This is a genomic window from Pseudomonas sp. NBRC 111133 (assembly GCF_001320605.1).
Taxonomy (GTDB): Bacteria; Pseudomonadota; Gammaproteobacteria; order Pseudomonadales; family Pseudomonadaceae; genus Aquipseudomonas; species Aquipseudomonas monteilii.
In genome coordinates this window covers 26095-51568 of sequence record NZ_BCBJ01000031.1, presented here as the reverse complement: position 1 = coordinate 51568, position 25474 = coordinate 26095, and the positions used below count along the sequence as shown (strand labels likewise).

19 protein-coding genes and 2 pseudogenes are annotated in these 25474 nt (G+C 62.4%); 9 read left to right on the top strand and 12 right to left on the bottom strand.

The genetic code is table 11. From position 1 onward, the window contains the following. Positions 1–49 precede the first annotated feature (49 nt). The 5 genes and pseudogenes from APH36_RS06625 to APH36_RS33110 form a co-directional block, all read right to left on the bottom strand. A complete protein-coding gene (locus APH36_RS06625) occupies positions 50–1042 on the bottom strand; it encodes a lysylphosphatidylglycerol synthase transmembrane domain-containing protein (RefSeq protein WP_060497978.1) in 993 nt (330 codons plus the stop codon). Beyond that, positions 1039–1803 carry a DUF2334 domain-containing protein gene (locus APH36_RS06620; RefSeq protein WP_060497977.1) on the bottom strand — a complete coding sequence of 255 codons (765 nt, stop codon included), beginning with the start codon at positions 1801–1803 and terminating at the stop codon, positions 1039–1041. The genes APH36_RS06625 and APH36_RS06620 overlap by 4 nt, the downstream gene beginning before the upstream one ends. Beyond that, positions 1796–2917, bottom strand: coding sequence for a glycosyltransferase family 1 protein (locus APH36_RS06615; protein ID WP_060497976.1), 1122 nt, complete (start codon positions 2915–2917; stop codon positions 1796–1798). The genes APH36_RS06620 and APH36_RS06615 overlap by 8 nt, the downstream gene beginning before the upstream one ends. A 222-nt stretch (positions 2918–3139) precedes the next feature. Next, a pseudogene (locus APH36_RS33115) lies at positions 3140–3736 on the bottom strand (methyl-accepting chemotaxis protein); the annotation flags it as partial. A 261-nt stretch (positions 3737–3997) separates the two neighbouring features. Further along, a pseudogene (locus APH36_RS33110) lies at positions 3998–4957 on the bottom strand (cache domain-containing protein); the annotation flags it as partial. Between the two features lie 225 nt (positions 4958–5182). Here APH36_RS33110 and APH36_RS06605 point away from each other — a divergent pair. Beyond that, complete coding sequence (locus APH36_RS06605) at positions 5183–6658, top strand: helicase HerA-like domain-containing protein (protein ID WP_060497974.1); 1476 nt, start codon at positions 5183–5185, stop codon at positions 6656–6658. Positions 6659–6773: 115 nt separating this feature from the next. After that, positions 6774–7109 (top strand): DUF2834 domain-containing protein, encoded by a 336-nt coding sequence (locus APH36_RS06600; protein ID WP_060497973.1) that lies wholly within the window; start codon positions 6774–6776, stop codon positions 7107–7109. A 107-nt stretch (positions 7110–7216) separates the two neighbouring features. Here APH36_RS06600 and APH36_RS06595 read toward each other — a convergent pair whose 3' ends face one another. After that, a complete protein-coding gene (locus APH36_RS06595; RefSeq protein WP_060497972.1) occupies positions 7217–8689 on the bottom strand; it encodes an inorganic phosphate transporter in 1473 nt (490 codons plus the stop codon). A gap of 323 nt (positions 8690–9012) precedes the next feature. Next, positions 9013–9213, bottom strand: a complete 201-nt coding sequence (locus tag APH36_RS06590; protein WP_003259583.1) for a hypothetical protein — start codon at positions 9211–9213, stop codon at positions 9013–9015. Positions 9214–9690: 477 nt separating this feature from the next. On the opposite strand from APH36_RS06590, the gene pcaR reads away from it, so the two are divergent. The 7 genes from pcaR (at position 9691) to pcaC (ending at position 17715) form a co-directional block, all read left to right on the top strand. Beyond that, positions 9691–10566, top strand: a complete 876-nt coding sequence (gene pcaR, locus APH36_RS06585; protein ID WP_016713633.1) for a pca regulon transcriptional regulator PcaR — start codon at positions 9691–9693, stop codon at positions 10564–10566. A gap of 321 nt (positions 10567–10887) precedes the next feature. Continuing rightward, positions 10888–12234: an MFS transporter gene (locus APH36_RS06580; RefSeq protein WP_060497971.1), complete on the top strand. Its 1347-nt coding sequence runs from the start codon at positions 10888–10890 to the stop codon at positions 12232–12234. Positions 12235–12453: 219 nt separating this feature from the next. Next, complete coding sequence (pcaF, locus tag APH36_RS06575; protein ID WP_016713635.1) at positions 12454–13656, top strand: 3-oxoadipyl-CoA thiolase; 1203 nt, start codon at positions 12454–12456, stop codon at positions 13654–13656. A 201-nt stretch (positions 13657–13857) separates the two neighbouring features. Then, positions 13858–15147: an MFS family transporter gene (locus APH36_RS06570; protein WP_025753926.1), complete on the top strand. Its 1290-nt coding sequence runs from the start codon at positions 13858–13860 to the stop codon at positions 15145–15147. 9 nt (positions 15148–15156) lie between these two features. Continuing rightward, complete coding sequence (locus tag APH36_RS06565) at positions 15157–16509, top strand: 3-carboxy-cis,cis-muconate cycloisomerase (protein ID WP_060497970.1); 1353 nt, start codon at positions 15157–15159, stop codon at positions 16507–16509. An 11-nt stretch (positions 16510–16520) separates the two neighbouring features. Beyond that, the gene (pcaD, locus tag APH36_RS06560) at positions 16521–17312 is read left to right on the top strand and encodes a 3-oxoadipate enol-lactonase (RefSeq protein ID WP_016713638.1); all 792 of its coding nucleotides are present in this window, start codon (positions 16521–16523) and stop codon (positions 17310–17312) included. Between the two features lie 10 nt (positions 17313–17322). Next, entirely contained in the window at positions 17323–17715 is a 393-nt protein-coding gene (pcaC, locus tag APH36_RS06555) for a 4-carboxymuconolactone decarboxylase (protein WP_010952489.1), read from the top strand. Positions 17716–17718: 3 nt separating this feature from the next. Here the strand turns inward: pcaC and APH36_RS06550 are convergent, their stop codons facing one another. The 5 genes from APH36_RS06550 to ttgB form a co-directional block, all read right to left on the bottom strand. After that, positions 17719–18228 carry a DUF962 domain-containing protein gene (locus APH36_RS06550; RefSeq protein ID WP_060497969.1) on the bottom strand — a complete coding sequence of 170 codons (510 nt, stop codon included), beginning with the start codon at positions 18226–18228 and terminating at the stop codon, positions 17719–17721. A gap of 74 nt (positions 18229–18302) precedes the next feature. Continuing rightward, positions 18303–19226: a LysR family transcriptional regulator gene (locus APH36_RS06545; RefSeq protein WP_060497968.1), complete on the bottom strand. Its 924-nt coding sequence runs from the start codon at positions 19224–19226 to the stop codon at positions 18303–18305. A gap of 140 nt (positions 19227–19366) precedes the next feature. Then, a complete protein-coding gene (locus APH36_RS06540; protein ID WP_060497967.1) occupies positions 19367–20620 on the bottom strand; it encodes an OprD family porin in 1254 nt (417 codons plus the stop codon). A gap of 250 nt (positions 20621–20870) precedes the next feature. Further along, positions 20871–22325, bottom strand: a complete 1455-nt coding sequence (locus APH36_RS06535) for an AdeC/AdeK/OprM family multidrug efflux complex outer membrane factor (protein WP_060497966.1) — start codon at positions 22323–22325, stop codon at positions 20871–20873. Further along, positions 22322–25474, bottom strand: coding sequence for a multidrug efflux RND transporter permease subunit TtgB (ttgB, locus tag APH36_RS06530; RefSeq protein WP_060497965.1), 3153 nt, complete (start codon positions 25472–25474; stop codon positions 22322–22324). The genes APH36_RS06535 and ttgB overlap by 4 nt, the downstream gene beginning before the upstream one ends.

Genomic DNA, 25474 nt, shown 5'->3' with positions numbered 1-25474 from the left:
GACACTGACGGCACCGACTTCCCTGGCGCCGCCGAACTCTGGCAGCAGCTCAACCCGCCTGACGCCGCCAGCGCTCCAGCAACGGACGCGCCAGCAGGCACACGAACACCGGCCCACCCGCCAGCAGATAAAAGTAGTAAGTAACTGCCCGCCATATCAGGACCGCCGCCGCTGCGGTCGAACTGCCCACCAAGGGCGTCAGCAGGCTGGCCGACGTCAACTCGGCGGCCCCTGCCCCTCCAGGCAACAGGCTGAACTGGCCGGCACTGAGCGATAGCATCTGCACCAGAAAGCTGGGTATCCACGCCAGGTCCACACCCAACCCTCTCAATACCAGGTACAGCACGCTGTAGCGCAGGCCCCAGTGGGCGCAGGTCAGGGTGAATACCAGGCTCAGGGTGCGTTTGGGCAGGCGCCAGGTCTGCGCCAGTGCATCGATGAAGTGCAGCAGTTTGCGCGCCCAGCGGCGCTGGCGCAGCCGGCCTACGCCCAAGTGCTGCAGCAGCCTGCCGTTCATGCGCATTACCATGCGCCGGTAGCGCAACAGCCCGATCACCCCGGCCAGTGCCGTGCAGAGCAGCAGTGCGCTGCCCAGCAGCATGCTTTCCTGGCTGCGGCCCAGGCTGTGGAACAAGGCGTAGCCGGCTATCGCGAGCATTGCGCAGAAGAAGAACGCCAGATCGTTCAGCTGGTCCATGGCGAACACGGCGCCGCTGCGTGCCGGGCCGATGCGGTGACGCGCCAGCAGGGCCATCAGGGTCAATGGCCCGCCACTGCCACCGGGTGTCGTGCAGATGGCAAACTCCGTGGCCATGACCACGCCGAGGCTGCGTGCGTGGCTTAACTGTTTTGCCTGCTCACCCAGCAACAAGCGCAAGCGCAGCGTGTTGATGACCCAGCACGACAGAATCATGCCAAACAATATGAGCAGCAGTTGCGGGTCGAACCGGCTTAGTCTGGGAAGCAGCTGGCTACCTCCCAACAGCGCTGGCACCAGCGCTGCGCCCAACAATGCCAGCGTCAGCAAGGCCCAGCGGTTCATGCTGCCACCTGGCGCTCCAGCCAGGCCGATTTGGTCAGCGGTTCGCGGCCATCCTTCAGCAGTTGTTCCAGTGTTCGCAGCCAATAGTCGCGGGACGAGCGATGGCGCATGTCTACCGGGTGCAGCCCCAGGCGTAATGTGGTCGCGCCTTTCCAACGACGGCATTGCCAGTCGCACAGCACGCGGGACAACGTGCGACGCCATGCACTGCGGGCGCTCCAGACAAGGCCTGGTGCATCGATGGGGATGAAGTCAGGCAAACGGTACAGATGCTGCGGTGTGCTGGTGTACTTCAGCGGCAGGCGACGCAACGCTTGCCGAGTGCCCTGGCTCATGAGCCAGGCCGGTGCGACAAACCCTGCCACAGGCCAACCTTGGCCCTCGAACAGTGCCAGGCCCTCCTGCAGGCGGGTAAGTGCTTCGGCTTCATCGAGGCTGTAGAACTCGCCCTCATGGGTATAAATGCGCCGCATGAAGTAGTCGATGGGGCGGCGCGGTGGCGGCCCTTCGTCAGCATGGGCGTAGCCGTGCAGCGCCAGTTCGTCCCCGTTGGCCAGGCGTTTGTCCAACAGACGGCAGAACGAGGGTGCCAGGTGCAGCGGATTGCGCCGATGGAAGTCCGGAACCACTAGCCATGTCATGGGCACATTGCCCAGCGCATCGACGGCCTCTACGAACGGCTCGTAGTCCGGCCAGGTTTCCGGGGCTACATCATGCAGTACCAGCATGAGGCTGCGGTGGCTGGAGGCGGGCTCAGGCATGGGCACGCACCTGTGGCTGATAGCCGAGCACGGCCTGGTAGTGCTGGAGCAGGCCCGCGACCACGTTATCCCACGAGTAATGCTGTTCTACATGCCGACGGGCCTGCGCCCCCAGCTTGCCTACGCCAGCCTCGAACGCTTCGCGCACAGCGGTTGCCATGGCGCGGCCATCGTTGGCGCGGCACAGGAGGCCGCACTGATCATTGATGATTTCACCAAAGGCACCCGCGCGCACGGCCACCACCGGCGTAGCGCTGGCCATGGCTTCGAGAAGGACCAGGCCGAACGTTTCCTGGTCGCCCGCGTGCACCAGCAGGTCGGCGCTCGCCATCAGCCGGGCCACCTCTGCAGCCGGGCAGAAGTGGTCGATGACGCTGACATTGTGTGGCACGTTGGCGGGCATGCTCGAACCTACCAACACCAGGTGGTAGGGGGCGCCGAGCTGCTGCATGCAGTCGAGCAGCACCGGCAGGTTCTTTTCCCGCGAACCGCGGCCGGCGTAAATCAACAGGCGGCTGGTGTCGGCAATGCCCAGCTGCGCACGCAAGTGCGGGTCGCGCTGGTCGGGGTTGAACGTGGCCAGGTCCACGCCCAGGCGTTGCACATGCACGTCGCGTATGCCCAGGCGGCGCAGTTTGTCGGCCATGACCTGGCTGGGCGCCAGCACCCGGTCGAAATTGCCGTACAGCTTGCTCACGTAGGCCTCGACATTGGGCGTGAACCAGTTGCCCATGCGGTTGCTGACCAGCAACGGCAGGTCGGAATGGTAGAAGCCGATCACCGGCACATCCAGTTGGCGCCTTGCCTCCAGTGCCGCCCAGGCGGTCAGGTAGGGGTCGCCGACTTCGATCAGGTCGGGTTTGAGCGTACGCAGTGTCTTGCACCAAGGGGCCAGGCGTACCGGAAACCGGTAGCCCTTGCCAAACGGCAGGGGTGGGGCGGGTACCTGAAAGATGCCATCGGCATGCCGGGCGCTGGCCCCGGGAATCAACAGGCTATGGCGTACGCCGTGGATGGCGTCGAGGCGGTGGTGTTTGGCATCAAGATAGGTACGTACGCCACCGCTGGCTGGGGCGTAGAACATGGTGATGTCGGCGATGTGCACGATCAGCATCCCTCCGGGATCGTCTTCGGGTCTGTCATCCGGCGGTAACGGGCCGGCGATGACACGCCTAAAGGTTGACCTTTCAGAAGGATAGTTTGTTCGATCGGGGTTGGGCGGGGAGCGGCGTTGGCTTCTTCGCGGGTAAACCCCTATACAGGAGGCCGCGCAAGTATCAAGGCCTGCGCTGTCTCTGTGGGGGCTTGCCCGCGAAGCAGGCGACGCGGTACGTGCTTAGATGCGGAAGCTGCCCACCAGATGTTTAAGGCGACCAGCCTGCTGCTCCAGGTCGGAACAGGCGCGCAGGGTGGCCTGGAGGTTCTCCACGCCTTCCTGGTTGAGCATGTTGATCTCGTTGATGTCCATGTTGATGGCCTCGACCACGGCGGTCTGCTCTTCGGTAGCCGTGGCCACGGACTGGTTCATGCCGTCGATCTCGCCAATGCGCACCGTCACGCTGTCCAGCCGCTCACCGGCCTGGTTGGCGATCTGCACACTGTCCTGGCTGTGACGCTGGCTCTGGTCCATGGTCTCGACCGACTCACGGGCGCCGACCTGCAGCTCTTCGATCATGGTCTGCACTTGTTGCGCCGATTCCTGGGTGCGGTGCGCCAGGTTGCGTACTTCATCGGCGACCACGGCAAAGCCACGCCCGGCTTCACCGGCGCGGGCCGCCTCGATAGCGGCGTTCAGCGCCAGCAGGTTGGTCTGCTGGGAAATGCTGGTAATCACTTCGAGGATCTGGCCAATATTCACGGTCTTGCTGTTCAGCGTTTCGATATGCTCGCTGGACGTGACGATCAGGTCGGACAGGCGGTTCATCGCGGCAATGTTGCGCTCGACCACTTGCTGGCCTTCCTCGGCCAACAGGCGCGCGGAGCTTGCATGCTGTGAAGCCTGGGCAGCGTTGCCGGCAATTTCCTGGGCGGCGGCACCCAGTTCGTTGATGGCGGCTGCCACGCTGTTGGTACGGTTGGACTGCTCGTCGGAGTTGGTCATCGACGAATTCGAAGCACTGATCACACGCAGGGCCACTTCGTTGACCTGCTCGGTGGCCGAGGACACTTCGCGGATGCTGCTGTGAATGCGCTCGACGAACCGGTTGAAGGCGTTACCGAGGATGCCGAACTCGTCGTGGTTGTGAATGCGCAAGCGTTTGGTCAGGTCGCCTTCACCTTCGGCAATGTCTTCCATGGCGCGCGTCATGGTGTGCAGCGGCTGCATCAACACGCGGATCAGCAGGCCCAGCAGGCCGATGATGATCACCACCGCTACCACCGTGGCGATCACCGCCGAGGTGCGGAAAGTGCTGAGCATCGAGAAAGCCTTGTCCTTGTCCACCGACAGGCCGATGTACCAGTTGGCCGACGGCAGGCCGGTAATCGGGGTGAAGGTCAGCAGGCGGGCCTGACCATCGCTCTGCACTTCGGTCAGTTCGCCGGTCAGTTTCGGCGTGTGCTGCGGGAACAGGTCCGACAGCGACTTCATCACCAGGTCTTTGTCCGGGTGCACCAGGACCTTGCCTTGATCGTTGACCAGGAAGGCGTAGCCCATGCCGCCGAAGTTCAGCGAGTTGATGATCTGCACCAGGCCGTCCAGGGCCAGGTCGCCACCCACCACGCCGACACTGCTGGACACCTTGCTGAGGATGCCAATGACCATCTTGTTGGTGGTCATGTCGATGTACGGCTCGGTCAGGGTCGCGCCTGCCGCATTCATGCCGTCCTTGTACCAGGGGCGGGTGCGCGGGTCGTAGCCATCGGGCATCTTGGCGTCCGGGCGTACGCTGAAGCCGCCGTCGGTTTTGCCCAGGTAAACGGTAAGAAAGCTGGAAATCAGGGCATTCTGGCCCATCAGTGTTTCGGCCTTGGTCGGGTCCTGGGCAATGTTCTGCGCCAGGTTCTCTACCAGTTTGATACGGCCTTCGAAAAGGTTACGAATGTTGGTCGACGTGGAGGCGCCCATTTCAGCCAGATAGTTTTCCAGGTCCTCGCGGATCGCATTACGCTGGAGGTAATCGTTGTAGAGGGTGAAAAGGCTGAAGGCGAGCATCACGATCAGTGATGCGGCCAAAAGAATCTTGTGGCTGAAACGAAGGCTTTTGTTCATGGCGTAATCGGTTCCGCTAAGGTGTTATATCAGGCGTCCGCTCCAGAGGAGCGCAAGGCAGTGCAACATCCCGAAATCTCCCTTTTCGGTTGTTCCTCTCTATTAAGGCGAATATCACCCGAAGGTATCGGCCGAATTAAGGTAAAGCTTGAGCAGAGGATTAATGAGATGTCGGAATCTTCGACCATTGTTGTAGGCGCTGGCCCGGATGGCCAGCCAGTCGGGCAAGCGATGCGGCTGGCCAACCGTCACGGTCTGGTGGCAGGTGCAACGGGCACGGGCAAGACCGTCACTCTGCAGCACCTGGCGGAAGTGTTCAGTGACGCAGGGGTGGCCGTGTTCGCGGCCGACGTCAAAGGTGACCTCTGTGGCCTGGGGACTGCCGGTGCGCCACAGGGCAAGGTGGCCGAGCGCATCGCCGGCATGCCCTGGCTGGGGCATACGCCTCGGGCCTATCCCGTGAGCTTGTGGGATATAGCGGGGCAGTCCGGCCACCCCTTGCGCACCACGCTCAGTGAGATGGGGCCGCTGCTGCTGGGCAACCTGCTGGAGCTGACCGACAGCCAGCAAGCCGCGCTGTACGCCGCCTTCAAGGTTGCCGACCGCGAGGGCCTGTTGCTGCTGGACCTGAAAGACCTCAAGGCGCTGCTCGCGCACCTCAAGGACAATCCGCAACTGCTGGGCGAAGACAGCGCCCTGATGACGACTGCCTCAACCCAGGCGTTGTTGCGGCGGCTGGCGACCCTGGAGCAGCAGGGCGCCGAGGCACTGTTCGGTGAGCCGGCATTACAGCTTGAAGACCTGCTACGGCCGGACCCGGATGGCCGTGGGCGCATCCACCTGCTCGATGCCAGCCGGTTGGTGCACGAAGCGCCCAAGGTTTACGCCACCTTTCTGCTGTGGCTGCTGGCGGAGTTGTTCGAGCAGTTGCCCGAACGTGGGGATGCCGACAAACCGGTGCTGGCATTGTTCTTCGATGAAGCGCACTTGCTGTTCAGCGGCACGCCCAAGGCGTTGCAGGACCGGCTGGAGCAGGTGGTGCGGCTCATTCGATCCAAGGGTGTGGGGGTGTACTTCGTTACCCAGTCGCCCGGCGACCTGCCGGATGCGGTGTTGGCCCAGCTGGGTTTGCGTATTCAGCATGGCTTGCGGGCCTTTACCGCCAAGGAGCAGAAGTCGTTGCGAGCGGTGGCCGATGGCTTTCGCCCCAACCCGGCGTTCGACACCCTGGCAGTGTTGACCGAGCTGGGGATTGGCGAGGCGCTGGTGGGTACGCTGGAAGAGAAGGGCACGCCGGCCATGGTGCAGCGGGTGCTGGTTGCACCGCCGCAGTCGCGCATCGGACCATTGTCTGCGGCTGAGCGCAGTGCGCTGATTGCCGCTTCGCCGCTGGCGGGGCGTTATGACAAGCCGGTGGACCGTGAGTCGGCTTATGAAATGCTGACCCAGCGCAAGGGCGAGGCCGTGGAACCGGCGCCGCAGCCAAAGGCGGATGAGGAGAGCTTTGCCGACAAGGCGGGGGACTTCTTGCAGAGTGCGGCGGGGCAGGCGATCAAATCGGCGGTGCGGCAGGCGGCCAATCAGCTGGGGCGGCAACTGGTGCGCGGGTTGATGGGGTCGTTGCTGGGGGGTAAGAAAAGGTAGTTGGCCTGTACCCACGAAGAAGTCGGCAAAGGCTTGCGCTCTTTCATACGGAAAGCACCCGATACGGCCAGCGGTCGGCGTGTTCTACATAAGGTTTGGATCGACAGGAGTCAATATGCAGGTCATCTACATTATTCTGTGTTTTGCGGGCGCGGCTTTGCCACTTTCGCAATTTATTCCGTGGCTCGCTGTTCACGGCCTCAGCATACCGCTACTGGTGCAACAGGCAACTTCCGACAATATCGCTGCATTCGCTTGGGCTGATGTACTCATTTCAGGAATAGTGGTTGTTGTATTCGTGATAGTAGAAGGTCGTCGGCTGGGAATGCGCCGACTGTGGGTGCCGCTGTGTAGCCTTGCTGTTGGTCCTTCCTTGGCGTTGCCACTTTTTCTTTTCTTCCGGGAGCGTCATCTTGCGGCTACCGGGCTTGACGCAGCTGTTCTGGATTAACCCTTCATCACCCTGCACTGCGGTTGCTGGAGAGCGTGCGACGGACCAGGCCGCATTGTGGAATGAAAAAAGGCGCCCATGGGCGCCTTCGTTCAGAGCGTTATCACTCAGCCAATGGCTTTCGATGCCAGCCAGAACAGGCCGGCCGCCAGGCCCATCGAGGCCGGCAGGGTGAGGACCCAGGCCAACAGGATGGTCTTCACGGTGCCGCCTTGCAGGCCGCTTTTGTTGGCGACCATGGTGCCGGCCACGCCGGACGACAGCACGTGGGTGGTCGATACCGGCAGGGCGAACACGTTGGCCATGCCGATGGCGCAGGCTGCGGTGATCTGTGCCGACATACCCTGTGCATAGGTCATGCCCTGCTTGCCGATCTTCTCGCCGACGGTCAGTACCACGCGTTTCCAGCCAACCATGGTGCCCAGGCCCAGGGCCAGGGCGACGGCCACGATTACCCAGAACGGGGCGTATTCGGTAGTGGCAGTGAGGTCTTTGCGCAGTTTTTCCAGGTCGGCCTTTTCACGGGCCTCCAGGCCTGGCAGCTTGCCAACCTTCTTCGCCGTGTCATCCAGGCACAGCAGGTAGCGACGCACTTCGACACGCTTGTCGGCACTCAGGCTGTGGTAGTCGGTCACGCCTTGCAGCGAGGCCTGCAGCGCGGCAATGGTCGGCTCGGTCTGCTGCGGGTTGCAGCTGAACTGCTCCGGCAGGTCGCTGGACTTGGCTTTGCCCAGCGCCAGGAACTCGCCCAGGGTGGCGGCGTTGCGCTGATAGAACTGGCTCATGTGCAGCGTGGCGTCGCGGGTACGCTCGATCTGGTAGGTGGTGCTGTTCAGGTCGAGGACGAACTTGGCCGGGACGATACCGATGAGCACCAGCATGATCAGGCCGATGCCTTTCTGGCCGTCGTTCGAGCCGTGCACGAAGCTGACGCCCATGGCGGAAACCACCAGCACCATGCGGTTCCAGAACGGCGGGTGTTTCTTGTCGTCGAGCTTGCGGCGCTGGTCGGGGGTTTTGTGCATCTTCGACAGCGGGCGCCACCACTTCAGGCCGATCAGCACCAGGGCGGCAACGGCGAAGCCGGCCATTGGCGAGACCACCAGCGACATGGCGATGTCGATCGCCTTCTGCCAGTTGACGCCGTCACCCAGCGGAATGTCGTTGATCAGGGCGTTGGCCAGGCCGACGCCGAGAATGGAGCCGATCAGCGTGTGCGAGCTGGAAGCGGGGATGCCAAAGTACCAGGTGCCCAGGTTCCAGGTGATGGCCGCAGCCAGCAGCGAGAAGACCATGGCCAGGCCGTGTCCGGTGTTCACGTTGATCAGCAGCTCTACCGGCAGCAGGTGCACGATGGCATAGGCCACCCCAACACCGCCGAGCAGAACGCCAAGGAAGTTGAACACGCCGGAGAAGAACACGGCGAGGTGCGGCGGCATGGCTTTGGTATAGATGACGGTAGCTACCGCGTTGGCGGTGTCATGAAAGCCATTGATGAACTCGAAGGCGAGTACGAAGGTCAAGGCGAGCAGCAGGCTCACCAACACCCAGGCATCCAGTCCGCTGAATAAATCGATCATGAAGGTTGTCTGGCGGTCATAGGGGGGCGGGATTATGCCAGAAAACCTTGGCAATCGATGCACCTGCTACAGACCGATGGCGATCTTCATGGCGTGGGTGCGCTGTGCAAGGTGGGGTCTTCAGGCAGGGAAATATCGGCTAAAAAGCGTAAAGTTTGGCGAAATCAGGCATAAAAGCCAAGAAAATGCTGGTTTGCCACCATTCAAACGATCGTATGAAATTTGTGTAATTCCATTTCATCATCGGTCAGGCGGTAAAGATCGAATCAATTTTGACCGCGCCCGGGCTGGCCGGGCGACGACGCGATGGCGTAGTACTGGGGTCAGGGGGTGTCGCTGCGCAGTTCCTTTTCCATGCGTTCCAGTTCCTGGCTGAAAGCCTGGTCCCGCACACTGGCACGTTTGCGCCAAGGTTTGCGTTCCGGATCCGGTTGTGCGGCATAAGTGGTGACTTCGCCGCCGTAAACATCCTTGTAACGTTCAGCCTGGCGCTCGAGTTCTGCGCGCAGTTCATCTTTCGTCACATGCAGTACCTGAATTAAGAGTAATGACTGTTGTTATGCACTGTGCAGCATGCACAGGCCATGCGGGCCGCAACGGCTGGATACAACGGAAGGTTCCTTGACCACGCTGGTGTCGGGGCCTGCGCAATCGATTATAGCAACCGGTAATTCGCCGAACATCGTTATTTACCCGGTCCTGGCATCATCTGACGTAAGTAGTGGGATGTGCCTGGAAACAGTTTGGACCTTTCGTACAAGTTTGAAAGACAAGGCGGATAAAAGTTCGCTGCAACGCCGGGATGAGGCCCGAATGAAAAACGGCCTCGCCAGAAGGCGAGGCCGTTGCCTGGGGACTTCTACGGTGGGTACCTGACCAGTCTCTCCAAAGAAGCCACAAGTGGCATGAGAAAGGTATAAGCAAAAGTGTCGGCGGTCAATTGCGATTATCGGCCGTTTGTTCGATAATCGCACGAACCGGCGTTTTTTTTGAGGTGTGCGATGAGTGACGAAACCCTGGGCAACGATTCGGGCAATCCGGAGGTAGCACGGCCTGCTTCGGCTGCCATGGCGCCCCCGATCGTGGCTTCTCCTGCCAAGCGCATCCAGGCCTTTACCGGCGACCCGGACTTCATGACCTCCCTGGCACGTGGCCTGGCCGTGATCCAGGCGTTCCAGGAGCGCAAGCGCCACCTGACCATCGCCCAGATCAGCCACCGTACGGAAATCCCTCGTGCAGCGGTGCGCCGTTGCCTGCATACGTTGATCAAGCTGGGTTACGCCACCACCGACGGGCGTACCTATTCGCTGCTGCCCAAAGTGCTGACCCTGGGGCATGCCTACCTGTCGTCGACACCGCTGGCGATTTCTGCCCAGCCATACCTGGACCGCATCAGCGACCAGTTGCACGAGGCGGCCAACATGGCCACGCTCGAAGGTGACGACATCCTTTATATAGCCCGTTCGGCCACGGTGGAGCGGCTGATTTCGGTCGACCTGTCGGTGGGAGGGCGCCTGCCGGCCTACTGCACGTCGATGGGGCGCATTCTGCTGGCGGCCCTGGACGACACCAGCCTGCGCGAGTACCTGGAGCGTGCCGACCTGAAAGCGCGCACCAGCCGTACCCTGCATGACCCTGAATCGTTGTTCGCCTGCATCCAGCAGGTGCGCGCCCAGGGATGGTGCGTGGTGGACCAGGAGCTGGAGCAGGGGCTGCGATCGATTGCGGTGCCGGTGTATGACGCTTCGGGGCAGGTGTTGGCGGCGTTGAACGTGAGTACCCACGTAGGGCGTGTAACGCGCAGTGAGTTGGAGCAGCGCTTCTTGCCGATTTTGCTCGCTGCCAGCCGCGACCTTTGCCATCAGTTGTTTGGTTGAAATTGGCGGGGCCGCAAGGCGGCCCCAAAATAGAACAGGCAAAACCGTTTCCTGTGCGATAAACGCACAGTGTCGTTACGGGTGAATTGCTTCACCTGCGCCCGCTGATTAATGTTTCTCGCAACGGTCGGCCCTGCCTACCGAACAAGAAAAACATAAGAGGCACATAACATGAATACTGTCCCCTCGCTGCCGCGGCCGCACCCGCGCGCAGTACCGTTGTATCCAGGCTGACGCAGGCCATATTCCCCACTCATCGCCCTCTGTGCCGGTTGCCCGTGTGCAGTGGTCTGGCTGTGCCCTACATTCTGGATAACAACAATGAACCAAGCGCAAAATAACGTCGGCAAAAGCCTCGACGTTCAGTCGTTCATCAATCAGCAGCCGCTGTCCCGCTATCAGTGGCGGGTTGTGCTGTTGTGCTTCCTGATCGTCTTCCTCGATGGCCTGGACACTGCCGCCATGGGCTTCATCGCCCCGGCCCTGTCGCAGGAGTGGGGGATCGACCGTGCCAGCCTTGGCCCGGTCATGAGTGCCGCATTGATCGGCATGGTGTTCGGCGCCCTGGGTTCCGGGCCGCTGGCTGACCGTTTCGGCCGTAAAGGTGTTCTGGTGGGCGCGGTGCTGGTGTTCGGCGGTTTCAGCCTGGCTTCGGCCTATGCCACCAACGTCGACCAGTTGCTGGTACTGCGCTTTCTGACGGGCCTGGGCCTTGGTGCCGGTATGCCCAACGCGACCACGCTGCTGTCCGAATACACCCCTGAGCGCCTCAAGTCGTTGCTGGTCACCAGCATGTTCTGTGGTTTCAACCTGGGCATGGCGGGTGGTGGTTTCATTTCTGCCAAGATGATCCCGGCCTACGGCTGGCACAGCCTGCTGGTTATCGGTGGGGTCCTGCCGCTGCTACTGGCGTTGGTGCTGATGGTCTGGCTGCCGGAGTCGGCGCGGTTCCTGGTGGTACGCAACCGAGGCACCGACAAGGTGCGCAAGACCCTGTCGCCCATCGCGCCACAGGTGGTGGCCGAGGCCGGCAGCTTCACCGTACCGGAACAAAAGGCCGTGGCCGCACGCAACGTGTTTGCGGTGATCTTCTCCGGCACTTATGGCCTGGGCACCCTGCTGCTGTGGCTGACGTACTTCATGGGCCTGGTCATCGTCTACCTGCTGACCAGCTGGCTGCCAACCCTGATGCGAGACAGCGGTGCGAGTATGGAGCAGGCCGCGTTCATCGGTGCGCTGTTCCAGTTTGGTGGTGTGCTCAGTGCGGTCGGCGTGGGTTGGGCCATGGACCGTTTCAACCCGCACAAGGTCATCGGTATTTTCTACCTGCTGGCCGGGGTGTTTGCTTACGCCGTGGGGCAGAGCCTGGGCAACATTACCGTGTTGGCCACGCTGGTACTGATTGCGGGTATGTGCGTGAACGGCGCGCAGTCGGCAATGCCTTCGCTGGCGGCACGCTTCTACCCGACCCAAGGCCGGGCCACGGGTGTATCGTGGATGCTGGGCATTGGCCGCTTTGGCGCGATTCTCGGGGCCTGGAGTGGCGCAACGCTGCTGGGCCTGGGCTGGAACTTCGAGCAGGTGCTGACGGCATTGCTGGTGCCGGCGGCGCTGGCGACCGTGGGCGTGATCGTGAAAGGGCTGGTGAGCCACGCAGACGCGACCTGAGGCCGGTAAAGGGCAAGAAGGGGATCGGTAGGTTTGCAACAAATGGTTCGATAATCGCACAAATAGTCGATTATCGGATTGTAAGCAACCTGTCAGTCTCCTTAATCTGAGCTCACTGAAGCACCCTGACCAGTAGCCTCCAGCAGACCACCCCCGAACCACTGAAGTCGAGCCGTCCGCCCTGCGTGACCTCGAAGCCCGTACCGCAGGAGAAGCTTAATGCGCGACGTATTTATCTGTGACGCCATCCGCACCCCGATCGGCCGCTTCGGCGGCGCCCTGGCCGGCGTGCGTGCCGACGACCTGGCTGCCGTGCCGCTGAAGGCGCTGATCGAACGCAACCCGAGCGTACAGTGGGATCAAGTTGACGAAGTGTTCTTCGGCTGCGCCAACCAGGCCGGTGAAGACAACCGTAACGTGGCGCGCATGGCGCTGCTGCTGGCCGGCCTGCCCGATAGCATCCCGGGTGTTACCCTGAACCGCCTGTGCGCGTCGGGCATGGATGCCATCGGCACTGCCTTCCGCGCCATCGCCAGCGGCGAAATGGAGCTGGCGATTGCCGGTGGCGTCGAGTCGATGTCGCGTGCCCCGTTCGTCATGGGCAAGGCCGAAAGCGGCTATTCGCGCAACATGAAGCTGGAAGACACCACCATCGGCTGGCGTTTCATCAACCCGCTGATGAAGAGCCAGTATGGCGTGGACTCCATGCCGGAAACCGCCGACAACGTGGCCGACGATTATCAGGTTTCGCGTGCTGACCAGGATGCGTTCGCCCTGCGCAGCCAGCAGAAAGCGGCAGCCGCCCAGGCCGCCGGTTTCTTCGCCGAAGAAATCGTGCCGGTGCGCATTGCGCACAAGAAAGGCGAAACCATCGTCGAGCGTGACGAACACCTGCGCCCGGACACCACACTGGAAGCCCTGACCAAGCTCAAGCCGGTCAACGGCCCGGACAAGACAGTGACCGCTGGCAATGCCTCGGGCGTGAACGATGGTGCTGCGGCGCTGATCCTGGCGTCGGCTGAAGCGGTGAAGAAGCACGGCCTGACCCCACGCGCCCGCGTTCTGGGCATGGCCAGTGGCGGTGTCGCCCCACGGGTAATGGGCATAGGCCCGGTGCCGGCGGTACGCAAGCTGACCGAACGCCTGGGTGTGGCAGTCAATGATTTCGATGTGATCGAACTGAACGAAGCCTTTGCCAGCCAAGGCCTGGCGGTGCTGCGTGAGCTGGGTGTGGCCGATGACGCGCCGCAGGTGAACCCTAATGGCGGTGCAATCGCCCTGGGCCACCCGCTGGGCATGAGCGGTGCGCGCCTGGTGCTGACGGCACTGCACCAGCTGGAGAAGAGTGGTGGGCGCAAGGGCCTGGCAACCATGTGTGTAGGGGTTGGCCAGGGTCTGGCTTTGGCTATCGAGCGGGTTTGACCTGTACCGGCCTCTTCGCGGGCAAGCCCGCTCCCACAGGATGATTGTTGCCCACTGCACAACGAAAACCCGTGGGAGCGGGCTTGCCCGCGAAGAGGTCGGTCTTGTTAGACACAAGGCCAATTGCCAGCCAGAGAGCGGAACGAGTGTGTTACCAGGTATGTCTAGACTTACCTGGGACCCTCTAGGAGTAAAACCGTCATGACCTCAACCTATTACACCGGCGAAGAACGCAGCAAGCGCATCTTCGCTATTGTCGGTGCCTCATCAGGCAACCTGGTGGAATGGTTCGACTTCTACGTCTACGCGTTCTGCGCGATCTACTTTGCCCCGGCCTTCTTCCCTTCTGACGACCCTACCGTGCAGCTGTTGAACACGGCAGGTGTTTTCGCCGCAGGCTTTTTGATGCGCCCAATCGGTGGCTGGATCTTCGGCCGCCTCGCTGACCGCCATGGTCGCAAGAATTCCCTGATGATCTCGGTGCTGATGATGTGCTTCGGCTCCCTGATGATCGCCTGCCTGCCCACTTACGCCAGCATCGGTACCTGGGCGCCAGCGCTGTTGTTGCTGGCCCGCCTGATCCAGGGGCTGTCGGTGGGCGGCGAATACGGCACCACTGCCACCTACATGAGTGAAGTGGCGTTGCGCGGTCAGCGCGGCTTTTTTGCTTCGTTCCAGTACGTCACCCTGATCGGCGGCCAGTTGCTGGCGGTGCTGGTGGTGGTGATCTTGCAACAGTTGCTCACAGAAGACGAGCTGCGTGCCTGGGGCTGGCGTATTCCGTTCGTGGTTGGCGCCATTGCGGCGCTGATCTCGCTGATGCTGCGCCGCTCGCTGCACGAAACCAGCAGCGCCGAAACCCGTCAGGACAAGGACGCCGGCACCATCAAGGGCCTGTTCCGCAATCACGCCGCGGCCTTTGTGACCGTGCTTGGCTATACCGCGGGTGGTTCACTGATCTTCTACACCTTCACCACTTACATGCAGAAATACCTGGTGAACACGGCCGGCATGACGGCAAAAAACGCCAGCTACGTGATGACCGGTGCGTTGTTCCTGTTCATGGTGCTGCAGCCGTTCTTCGGCATGCTGTCCGATCGCATCGGCCGGCGTAATTCGATGCTGCTGTTCGGGGCGCTCGGTACCCTGTGCACCGTGCCGCTGCTGATGGCGCTGAAAACGGTGACCAGCCCGTTCATGGCCTTTGTACTGATCAGCCTGGCGTTGTGTATCGTCAGTTTCTACACCTCGATCAGCGGCCTGGTGAAGGCCGAGATGTTCCCGCCGCAGGTGCGTGCGCTGGGTGTGGGCCTGGCCTATGCAGTGGCCAACGCGGCATTCGGCGGCTCTGCCGAGTACGTCGCCCTGGGCCTGAAGACCCTGGGTATGGAAAACACTTTCTACTGGTACGTGACGGCCATGATGGCGATTGCCTTCCTGTTCAGCCTGCGCCTGCCGAAGCAGGCGGCGTACCTGCACCACGATGATTAAGGACGTGGCATGACCAACCAACTGTTCGACGCCTATTTCACCGCGCCGGCCATGCGTGAGATCTTCTCCGACCATGGCCGCTTGCAGGGCATGCTCGATTTCGAAGCTGCGCTGGCCCGTGCCGAAGCCGCTGCCGGTCTGGTGCCGCATAGCGCCGTGGCCGCCATCGAGGCCGCTTGCCAGGCCGAGCGCTATGATGTTGGCGCGCTGGCCAATGCCATCGCCACCGCGGGGAACTCGGCAATCCCGCTGGTGAAGGCGTTGGGCAGGGTGATTGCCAGCGGCGTGCCCGAGGCCGAGCGCTATGTGCACCTGGGCGCGACCAGCCAGGATGCGATGGACACCGGGCTGATCTTGCAGCTGCGCAATGCCCTCGACCTGATCGAAGCCGACCTTGGCAAGCTGGCCGATACCCTGTCGCAGCAAGCCTTGAAGCATGCTGATACCCCACTGGTAGGCCGCACTTGGTTGCAGCATGCCACCCCGGTGACCCTGGGCATGAAACTGGCTGGCGTATTGGGTGCCTTGACCCGCCACCGCCAGCGCCTGCAGGAACTGCGCCCGCGCCTGCTGGTGCTGCAGTTCGGCGGTGCTTCGGGCAGCCTGGCGGCCTTGGGCAGCAAGGCGATGCCGGTGGCCGAGGCCCTGGCGGAACAGTTGAAGCTGACGCTGCCGGAGCAACCCTGGCACACCCAGCGCGACCGCCTGGTGGAGTTTGCCTCGGTGCTGGGCCTGGTGGCCGGCAGCCTGGGCAAGTTCGGCCGCGATGTCAGCTTGCTGATGCAGACCGAGGCGGGGGAGGTGTTCGAGCCTTCCGCGCCAGGCAAGGGCGGTTCGTCCACCATGCCGCACAAGCGCAACCCGGTGGGCGCTGCCGTGCTGATCGGCGCCGCCACCCGTGTGCCGGGCCTGGTGTCGACGCTGTTCGCCGCCATGCCCCAGGAACACGAGCGCAGCCTGGGCCTGTGGCATGCCGAGTGGGAAACCCTGCCGGATATCTGCTGCCTGGTTTCCGGCGCGCTGCGCCAGGCCCAGGTCATTGCCGAGGGCATGGAGGTGGATGCAGCGCGCATGCGCCGTAACCTCGATCTTACCCAAGGCCTGGTGCTGGCCGAAGCGGTGAGCATCGTGCTGGCCCAGCGTCTGGGCCGCGACCGTGCCCACCACCTGCTGGAGCAATGCTGCCAGCGCGCCGTGGCCGAACAGCGTCACTTGCGTGCCGTGCTGGGTGACGAACCGCAGGTCAGTGCCGAGCTGTCTGCCGAAGAACTTGATCGCCTGCTCGACCCTGCCCATTACCTGGGCCAGGCGCGCGTCTGGGTGGCGCGCGCCGTGACCGAACATCAACATTTCACTGCCTGAAGGAGACCGCTGTGGCGCACTTGCAACTGGCCGATGGCGTTTTGAACTACCAGATCGATGGCCCGGAAAACGCCCCGGTACTCGTCCTGTCCAACTCGCTGGGCACTGACCTGGGCATGTGGGACACCCAGATTCCACTGTGGAGCCAGCACTTCCGGGTGCTGCGCTACGACACCCGTGGCCACGGTGCCTCGCTGGTCACTGAAGGCCCCTACAGCATCGAGCAACTGGGGCGGGACGTGCTGGCCCTGCTCGATGGTCTGGACATTCAGAAAGCGCACTTCGTCGGCCTGTCGATGGGCGGCTTGATCGGCCAGTGGCTGGGCATCAACGCCGGTGATCGCCTGCACAGCCTGACCCTGTGCAACACTGCCGCCAAGATTGCCAACGACGAGGTGTGGAACACCCGTATCGACACCGTGCTCAAAGGCGGCCAGCAGGCCATGGTCGACCTGCGCGATGCGTCCATCGCCCGTTGGTTCACCCCAGGCTTCGCCCAGGCCCAGCCCGCGCAGGCCCAGCGCATCTGCCAGATGCTGGCGCAAACCAGCCCGCAAGGCTATGCCGGCAACTGTGCAGCGGTGCGTGATGCCGATTACCGTGAGCAACTGGGCCGCATCCAGGTGCCGGCGCTGATCGTTGCCGGTACCGAAGACGTGGTGACCACCCCTGAGCATGGCCGCTTCATGCAGGCCGGTATCAACGGTGCCGAGTACGTCGACTTCCCCGCCGCACACCTGTCGAACGTCGAAATCGGTGAGGCCTTCAGCCGCCGCGTGCTCGACTTCCTGCTGGCTCACTGAGGACAACGCCATGGACGAGAAACAACGTTACGACGCCGGCATGCAAGTGCGCCGCGCGGTGCTGGGCGATGCCCATGTGGACCGCAGCCTGGAGAAGCTCAACGACTTCAACGGCGAATTCCAGGAGATGATCACCCGCCATGCCTGGGGTGATATCTGGACCCGCCCGGGCCTGCCGCGCCATACCCGCAGCCTGATCACCATCGCCATGCTGATCGGCATGAACCGCAACGACGAGCTGAAACTTCACTTGCGCGCGGCAGCCAACAACGGCGTGACCCGCGACGAGATCAAGGAAGTGCTGATGCAAAGCGCGATCTACTGCGGCATCCCGGCGGCAAACGCCACCTTCCACCTGGCGGAGTCGGTGTGGGACGAGCTGGGCGTAGAATCTCGCCAGTAAGCGTTATTGCTGAAGCCTGACCGGCCCTGCAGAGGTTTCCACGGCCGACTTCAAGGCCGGGCACAGGCCCAGCATGAACGCAGCTTCTGCCACCACGAACAGCGGCCCGATGATCAGGCCGCTGACATCGTCGACAAAGGCCGGTTTACGGCCTTCGTAGTAATGGCCGACGAACTGGATGATCCAGCCCAGCACGAATGCCCCCAGCCCGGCGCTTAGCCACAGCATTGTGGTCTGCATTGCCAGCACCTGGCCTACCCACAGGCACAGCCCCAGCAACAAGCCCATCACCAGCCCGAAGCGCAGGTCCAGACGCAGGTAGAACCATACCGAGGCCGCAGCGGCCAGCAGGGCAGGGGATAGCCACATGCCGGCCACCTCCCAGCCAGGGCGCGATAGCAAGATGGTGACGGCCAGCACGATCATGGGGATGCCGACGAAGTGGGTGGCAATGTTGCGTGGATCCCGGTGGTAGCTGGCGTATTGGCTCAGGTGGTCGACGAGGTTTTTCATTGTTGTGCCTCCCTGTTCAGCTTTGTGTTGCCTGATAGTGAACAGGATAGCCCGCAGCTAACAGCATCATCAGCTCAGCGAATGGCGGCAGCCTGCACTGGCATATCCAGCCCTACTAGTGTCTCGATCATCGCCCGCGCCGCTGGCGACAGCCGATAGCCACTGCGACTGACTATTCCACAGCGCACGCTCAGTACCTCCAGCGCCGGTGGCAGGTTGCGCCAGTGCAGGCGCACCAGTGTGCCGGCGGCCAGGTCTTCGGCCACGGCCTCTTCGCTGGCGGTACCGATGGCATCGCTGGTCTGCACAACGCTGCGCAGTACTGCCAGGTGCTCGGTTTGCAAGTGCGGGGTGAAGTCGCTGCGCCCGCTTAGGTTGGCCAGGCGCTTGCGCACACCGGGGGCGAGCAGGGCGCTGGCCAGCGGGTAGCTGAACAGGTCGTTGGTCGACAGGCTGTCCTTGGCCAGCAGCGGATGGCCCGGGCGGCAAAAGAACAGCCCTGGGCGTGGTGACAGGGGCTCGGTGTGGAAGTTGGGGTCGGCTTCGAACGGGCGGATATCATCCACGAAAAACTCGATCTGCTCGCGGCGCAAGGCCTGACCGAGGCGTTCGCTGTTGTCTACCAGCAGGGAAGTGCGGATACCGGGATGGCGCTCGATGAAGTGGCGCAGAGCGTCGGGCACCAGGCGCACGGCCAGGGCTGGGCCGCTGCCGAAGTGCAACTCGCCGGCGTCGAGCTTGGTCATTTGCAGCACTTCGTTGCTCAGCTGCGCGGCGCCTTGAACCAACCGACGGGCATGTTGCAGTACCACCAGACCTTCGGGTGTAGGGGGCAGGGCTTTGCTGGCGCGGTCGACCAGCGGGCAGCCGAAGGTGTGTTCCAGACCTTGGATGGCACGGCTGAAGGCGGGTTGGGTGATGCCCATGGCCTCGGCGGCACGGACGAAACTGCGGTATTCGGTAAGGGCGATGAAGTAGCGCAGCTGGCGGAGGTCCATGTCACGGCTCTGGGGCGGGGGGCAGGGGCCTATTCAAGCTGTTACAGATTATGTCGTCAAAGAAGGTTTTTAGATTTGTTTATAGCTTAAAGTTATTTAATTGAACATCTGGCCTCTTCGCGGGCGCGCCCGCGAAGAACTTAAAGGAGATTCAGCGGGTAACTCACAATCAACCGGTTCTCATCGAACGCGTTGGTGCTGAAGTCCCGGCGCATGGTGGAGTTGCGCCATTTCACCGACAGGTCCTTGAAGCTGCCCGACTGCACCACGTACGCCAGTTCGGTCTCCCGTGCCCACTCCTTGCCATCATCCACGCTGCCCACGGTGACGTTGTCACCCTTGATGTAGCGGTTCATCAACGTCAACCCAGGCACGCCAACGGTGGCGAAGTTGAAGTCATGGCGAACCTGCCAGGAGCGTTCCTTGGCATTGTCGAAGCTGGAGTTGTAGCTGTCGTTGGCCAAGGTGCCGCCACTGGTGCCGTTGACCCGCATCCAGGCATTGTCGCCGCTGACCTTTTGCAGGCCGACGTAGAAGGTGTGGCCTTGGTAGCGCGCCGAGAGCATGGCCGAGGCGGTGCGGTTGTCCAGTTTGCCGGCGCGTTCGGCACCGTCTTCCTTGCCGATGAAGTAGCCCAGGTTGGCACCCAGGCTCCAGTCGCCCAGCGGTTGGCTGTGCGTCAGGTTGAGGTATTGCTGGCGGTAGATGTCCTTGAGCTGGGCATCCCACAGGCCAACCATGGTGCGCTTATCGTTGAAGGTGTACTCACCGCCGCCGAAGTTGAAACGGTCGGAGGTGAACCCGCCTTTGCCGTTCATCGACATGTCTTCCATGCTGGCGTCGTTACGCGGACTGTTGCCGCGGAACTGGCCGGCGTACAAGGTCAGGCCGGCGATTTCCTTCGAGGTCAGCTGGCCGCCGCGGAAGGTCTGTGGCAGCGAGCGCCCATCGTCCGAGCGCAGGATGGGCAGTACCGGCATCCACTCACCGACTTTCAGCTCGGTTTCGGACAGCTTGGCTTTCAGCGCCACACCCAGTCGGCCGAAGTCATCAGCTGGGCGGCCGTCATCATGCACGGGCAGCAGGTGCGTGTTGGTGGTGCCTTTGCCGCCGTCAAGCTTGACCGAATACATGCCTAGGACGTCCACGCCGAAACCGACGGTGCCCTGGGTGAAGCCGGAGCGGGCGTCGAGAATGAAGCTTTGTGTCCATTCTTCGGCCTTGGCCTGCGGGTGGGCGGGGTCGACGAAGTTGCGGTTGATGTAGAAGTTGCGCAGGTTGAGGGTGGCCTTGGCGTCCTCCATGAAACCGCCTTCGGCGGCGAACAGCGGGAAGGCGCAGGACATGGCCAACAGGCCGGGCAGCAGCTGGCGTGCGGGTTGCAAAGTGCTCATCTGTCGTGGATCTCTTGTTTTTATGGGGCGAGCCGGTGCACTGCTGGATCGAGCCTGCAGGTGCGGGTCTTTTGGATGAACTTGGGCAACGTTGCGTGAGGGGATGGTGCGGGGTTGTGCGGGGGTGAGGCAATTCGCCGCAAACGGAATGGGGCGATAATCGAACGGAATGTTCCGGTTGGTTAATTAATTTCCTCCGGCAAACAAAAGGCCCACCGCAAGGGTGGGCCTGATGCTGTTACACCATGAGTCAGCTTTTCGGTACATCTACCGATGCCTGCTGGTTGGCCTGCCCGGTCTGCTCATACCAGCCACCACCAAGTGCTTTGTACAGGTTGACCTCGCTGGTCAGCTGCGACAGGCGATCGGTGATCAGCGATTGTTGGGCACTAAACAGGTTGCGCTGGGCATCGAGGAAGGTCAGGTTGCTGTCGATCCCGATGCGGTAGCGGCGTTCGGCCAGGCGGTAGTAGTCCTGGTTCGCCTGCACCAGGTCACGCTGGGCCTGCAGTTGCTCTTCGAAGGTTTTTCGCGCCGCCAGGCCATCGGAGACTTCCTGGAAGGCGGTCTGGATGGTTTTTTCGTACTTGGCGACGTTGATGTCCTTCTGGATCTTCGAGTAGTCCAGGCTGGCCTTCAGGCTGCCGGCGTTGAAGATCGGCAGGTTGATCTGCGGCTGGAACAGCCAGGTGCCCTGGCCGCCCGAGAACAGGTGGCCCATGTCGGGGCTCAGGCTGCCAGCGTTGGCCGTCAGGCTGATGCTCGGGAAGAACGCTGCGCGGGCGGCGCCAATATTGGCGTTGGCGGCCTTGAGCAGGTGTTCGGCTTCCTGGATGTCCGGGCGACGCTGGAGGATGTCTGACGGCAGGCCGGCTGGCACTTCGGCCAGTTGGTCGGCATCGAGCTGCAGCGGCTTGGCCAGGTTGGCCGGAATACCGGTGCCCAGCAACACGGTCAGGCTGTTGACGTCCTGGGCGACCAGGCGCTGGTACTGCGAGTACTTGACCCGGGCGCCTTCCACGGCGGTGCGCGCCTGGCTGACATCCAGTGCCGAAGCCACGCCGACTTCGTTGCTGCGACGGGTGAGGTTGTAGCTTTCCTCGTAGGTCTTCAGCGTTTCTTCGGTCAGCTTGAACAGCGCCTGATCGGCCTGCCAGGTGTAATAGGCGTTGGCCACGCTGGCCACCAGGGCGATCTGCGTGGAGCGGCGCGCCTGCTCGCTGGACAGGTAGGTTTCCAACGCCTGCTCGGTCAGGCTGCGCACACGGCCAAACAGGTCCAGCTCATAGGCACTGACGCCCAGGGTGGCCGAGTACTGGCTGGTTATACCCGATTCACCGGTTTGCGACATGTTTGCCGGCACGCGCTGGCGGCTGCCACTGCCGGTGGCCGAAACCGCCGGGAACAGGTCGGCACGCTGGATGCGGTATTGCGCGCGGTAGGCGTCAATGTTCAACGCGGCGACGCGCAGGTCGCGGTTGTTGACCAGCGAGGTCTGGATCAGTTGCTGCAGTGCCGGGTCGTGGAAGAACTGGCGCCAGCCCTGTTCGGCGGCGGCAACGTCTGCCGACTGGGTCGGCGAGTACGCAGGGCCTTGCGGCCACTGCGCTGCCACCGGCGATTCCGGGGTCTGGTAGTCGGGAATCAGCGAGCAGCCGCCAAGAATGAAAGCGGTTACCGCCAGGGACAACAAAGACTTGGTCATTGCCCAGCCTCATAACGTGGAGTTTCAGGGGTGACGTCTTTTTCCGGCTCTTTGCTGCCGAACAGCGACGACACTGCGACGAAGAATAGCGGTACCCAGAAGATAGCCAGCACGGTCGCACTGATCATGCCGCCGATCACGCCGGTACCAATGGCGTGCTGGCTGCCGGCGCCGGCGCCACTGGCGATGGTCAACGGTACCACGCCGAGGATGAACGCCAGCGAGGTCATGATGATCGGGCGCAGACGCATGCGGCACGCTTCGATCGCCGCGTCGTACAGGCTGCGGCCTTGCTCGTGCAGCTCCTTGGCGAACTCGACGATCAGGATGGCGTTCTTCGCTGCCAGGCCGATGGTGGTCAACAGGCCGACCAGGAAGTACACGTCGTTGGACAAACCGCGCAGGCTGGTGGCGATCAGGGCACCGATGATACCCAGCGGTACTACCAGCACCACGGCGATCGGGATCGACCAGCTTTCGTACAGGGCTGCCAGGCACAGGAACACGAACAGTACCGAGAGGGCGAACAGCGCCGGCATTTGCGAGCCGGAGAGTTTTTCCTCGTAGGACATGCCGGTCCAGGAGAAGCCAATGCCGCTTGGCAGTTCGCCAGCAATGCGCTCGACCTCGGCCATGGCTTCACCGGTACTGTAGCCCGGTGCTGGTGCACCCAGAATTTCCATTGCCTCGACACCGTTGTAGCGCGACAGCTTGGGCGAACCGTAGGTCCACTCGCCCTTGGCGAAGGAAGAGAACGGCACCATCTCGCCAGCGCCATTGCGCACATACCACTTCTGCAGGTCTTCCGGGCTCATCCGGGAGTTTGGTTCGCCCTGGATGTACACCTTCTTGACCCGGCCACGGTCGATGAAGTCGTTGACGTAGCTGGCACCCAAGGCAATCGACAGGGTGTTGTTGATGTCGGCGATGGTCACGCCCAGGGCGCTGGCACGTTCGTCATCGATGGTCAGCTGGTACTGCGGCTCGTCGTTCAGGCCGTTGGGGCGCACGGCACTGAGGATCTTGCTTTGTGCTGCCTTGGCCAGGAACTGGTTGCGCGCTTCCATCAGCTTCTCATGGCCGACACCGCCGCGGTCCTGCAGGAACACGTCGAAGCCGGTGGCGTTACCCAGTTCGAGCACTGCTGGCGGGGCGAAGGCGAACACCATGGCATCGCGGAAGGTGAAGAAGTGCTGCTGGGCACGCTGGGCCAGGGCGAACACGCTGTTCTCCTTGGAGCGCTCATCCCAAGGCTTGAGCATGATGAACGCCATACCCGAGCTCTGGCCGCGACCGGCGAAGTTGAAGCCGTTGACGGTGAACACGGATGCCACGGTGTCGGCTTCTTCCTTCAGCAGATACTCACGCATCTGGTCGACCACCACCTGGGTACGCTCGGCACTGGAACCGGCCGGGGTCTGTACCTGGGCGAACAGTACGCCTTGGTCTTCCTCAGGCAGGAAGGCGGTAGGAATACGGGCGAACAGCCAGATCATGCCAACGACGATCAGTGCATAGGCCAGCAGGAACGGCACCTTGTTGCGCAGGATGGTACCAACGCTGCGTTCGTAGCCGGTTACGCTGCGGTCGAAGTTGCGGTTGAACCAGCCAAAGAAGCCACGCTTGGCCACATGGTGCTCGCCCTTCTTCAGCGGCTTGAGCATGGTGGCGCACAGGGCCGGGGTGAAGATAAGCGCCACCAGCACCGACAGGCCCATGGCCGAGACGATGGTGATGGAGAACTGCCGGTAGATCACACCCGTGGAACCCCCGAAGAACGCCATGGGCAGCAGTACCGCCGACAGCACCAGGGCAATACCCACCAGGGCGCCCTGGATCTGCTCCATCGAGCGCTTGGTCGCTTCCTTGGGCGGCAGGCCTTCTTCGGACATTACCCGCTCGACGTTCTCCACCACGACGATGGCGTCGTCCACCAGCAAGCCGATGGCCAGGACCATGGCGAACATGGTCAGGGTGTTGATGCTGAAGCCCGCAGCGGCCAGGATGCCGAAGGTACCCAGCAACACCACCGGAACGGTCATGGTGGTGATGATGGTGGCGCGGAAGTTCTGCAGGAACAGGTACATCACCAGGAACACCAGGACCACGGCTTCGATCAGGGTGTGGATCACACCGCTGATCGATTCGGTGACCACCGGGGTGGTGTCATACGGGAATACGGCTTTCACCCCCGGCGGGAAGAACGGTTCCAGGTCGGAGATGGTCTGGCGCAGCGCCTTGGCGGTGTCCAGGGCGTTGGCGCCGGTTGCCAGTTTTACCGCCAGGCCGGAGGCCGGCTTGCCGTTGAACTGGGCACTGACCGCGTAGTTTTCACCGCCCAGGCCTACCTGGGCGACATCACCCAGACGTACCTGCGAACCGTCGCTGTTGACCTTGAGCAGGATCTTTTCGAACTGCTCGGCAGTCTGCAGACGGGTCTTGCCGATGATGGTGGCGTTCAGCTGGGTACCCGGCAACGCTGGCAGGCCGCCGAGCTGACCGGAAGACACCTGCACGTTCTGCGCGGCCACGGCGGTCTTGACGTCGACCGGGGTCAGCTGGAACTTGTTCAGCTTGGCCGGATCGAGCCAGATACGCATGGCGTACTGGGCACCGAACACCTGGAAGTCACCCACGCCCGCAGTACGCGAGATCGGGTCCTGCATGTTGGAGACGATGTAGTTGGCCAGGTCGTCCTTGGTCATGCTGCCGTCTTCGGACACCAGGCCGATCACCAGCAGGAAGTTTTTAACGGCCTTGGTAACGCGGATACCTTGCTGCTGCACTTCTTGCGGCAGCAGCGGGGTGGCCAGGTTCAGCTTGTTCTGTACCTGCACCTGCGCAGTGTCGGCGTTGGTGCCTTGCTCGAAGGTAGCGGTAATGGTCATGCTGCCGTCGGAGTTACTCTCCGACGACACATAACGCAGGTTGTCGATACCGTTGAGCTGCTGCTCGATCACCTGTACCACGGTGTCCTGCACGGTTTGCGCCGAGGCGCCCGGGTAGGTCACGGCGATGGCGATGGCCGGCGGAGCGATGCTGGGGTACTGGTTGATCGGCAACTTCAGGATCGACAAGGCACCGACCAGCATGATCACCAAGGCGATCACCCAGGCGAAGATCGGGCGATCGATAAAGAACTTCGACAT

Bases quoted from the DNA above. Each gene is read 5' to 3' on its own strand.
- pcaR (WP_016713633.1), top strand. From the start codon at position 9,691: ATGAGTGACGAAACCCTGGGCAACGATTCGGGCAATCCGGAGGTAGCA.
- APH36_RS06565 (WP_060497970.1), top strand. From the start codon at position 15,157: ATGACCAACCAACTGTTCGACGCCTATTTCACCGCGCCGGCCATGCGT.
- APH36_RS06545 (WP_060497968.1), bottom strand. From the start codon at position 19,226: ATGGACCTCCGCCAGCTGCGCTACTTCATCGCCCTTACCGAATACCGC.
- APH36_RS06600 (WP_060497973.1), top strand. From the start codon at position 6,774: ATGCAGGTCATCTACATTATTCTGTGTTTTGCGGGCGCGGCTTTGCCA.
- APH36_RS06540 (WP_060497967.1), bottom strand. From the start codon at position 20,620: ATGAGCACTTTGCAACCCGCACGCCAGCTGCTGCCCGGCCTGTTGGCC.
- ttgB (WP_060497965.1), bottom strand. From the start codon at position 25,474: ATGTCGAAGTTCTTTATCGATCGCCCGATCTTCGCCTGGGTGATCGCC.
- pcaC (WP_010952489.1), top strand. From the start codon at position 17,323: ATGGACGAGAAACAACGTTACGACGCCGGCATGCAAGTGCGCCGCGCG.
- APH36_RS06580 (WP_060497971.1), top strand. From the start codon at position 10,888: ATGAACCAAGCGCAAAATAACGTCGGCAAAAGCCTCGACGTTCAGTCG.
- APH36_RS06615 (WP_060497976.1), bottom strand. From the start codon at position 2,917: ATGCTGATCGTGCACATCGCCGACATCACCATGTTCTACGCCCCAGCC.
- APH36_RS06570 (WP_025753926.1), top strand. From the start codon at position 13,858: ATGACCTCAACCTATTACACCGGCGAAGAACGCAGCAAGCGCATCTTC.
- APH36_RS06550 (WP_060497969.1), bottom strand. From the start codon at position 18,228: ATGAAAAACCTCGTCGACCACCTGAGCCAATACGCCAGCTACCACCGG.
- APH36_RS06620 (WP_060497977.1), bottom strand. From the start codon at position 1,803: ATGCCTGAGCCCGCCTCCAGCCACCGCAGCCTCATGCTGGTACTGCAT.
- APH36_RS06625 (WP_060497978.1), bottom strand. From the start codon at position 1,042: ATGAACCGCTGGGCCTTGCTGACGCTGGCATTGTTGGGCGCAGCGCTG.
- APH36_RS06605 (WP_060497974.1), top strand. From the start codon at position 5,183: ATGTCGGAATCTTCGACCATTGTTGTAGGCGCTGGCCCGGATGGCCAG.
- APH36_RS06535 (WP_060497966.1), bottom strand. From the start codon at position 22,325: ATGACCAAGTCTTTGTTGTCCCTGGCGGTAACCGCTTTCATTCTTGGC.
- APH36_RS06595 (WP_060497972.1), bottom strand. From the start codon at position 8,689: ATGATCGATTTATTCAGCGGACTGGATGCCTGGGTGTTGGTGAGCCTG.
- pcaF (WP_016713635.1), top strand. From the start codon at position 12,454: ATGCGCGACGTATTTATCTGTGACGCCATCCGCACCCCGATCGGCCGC.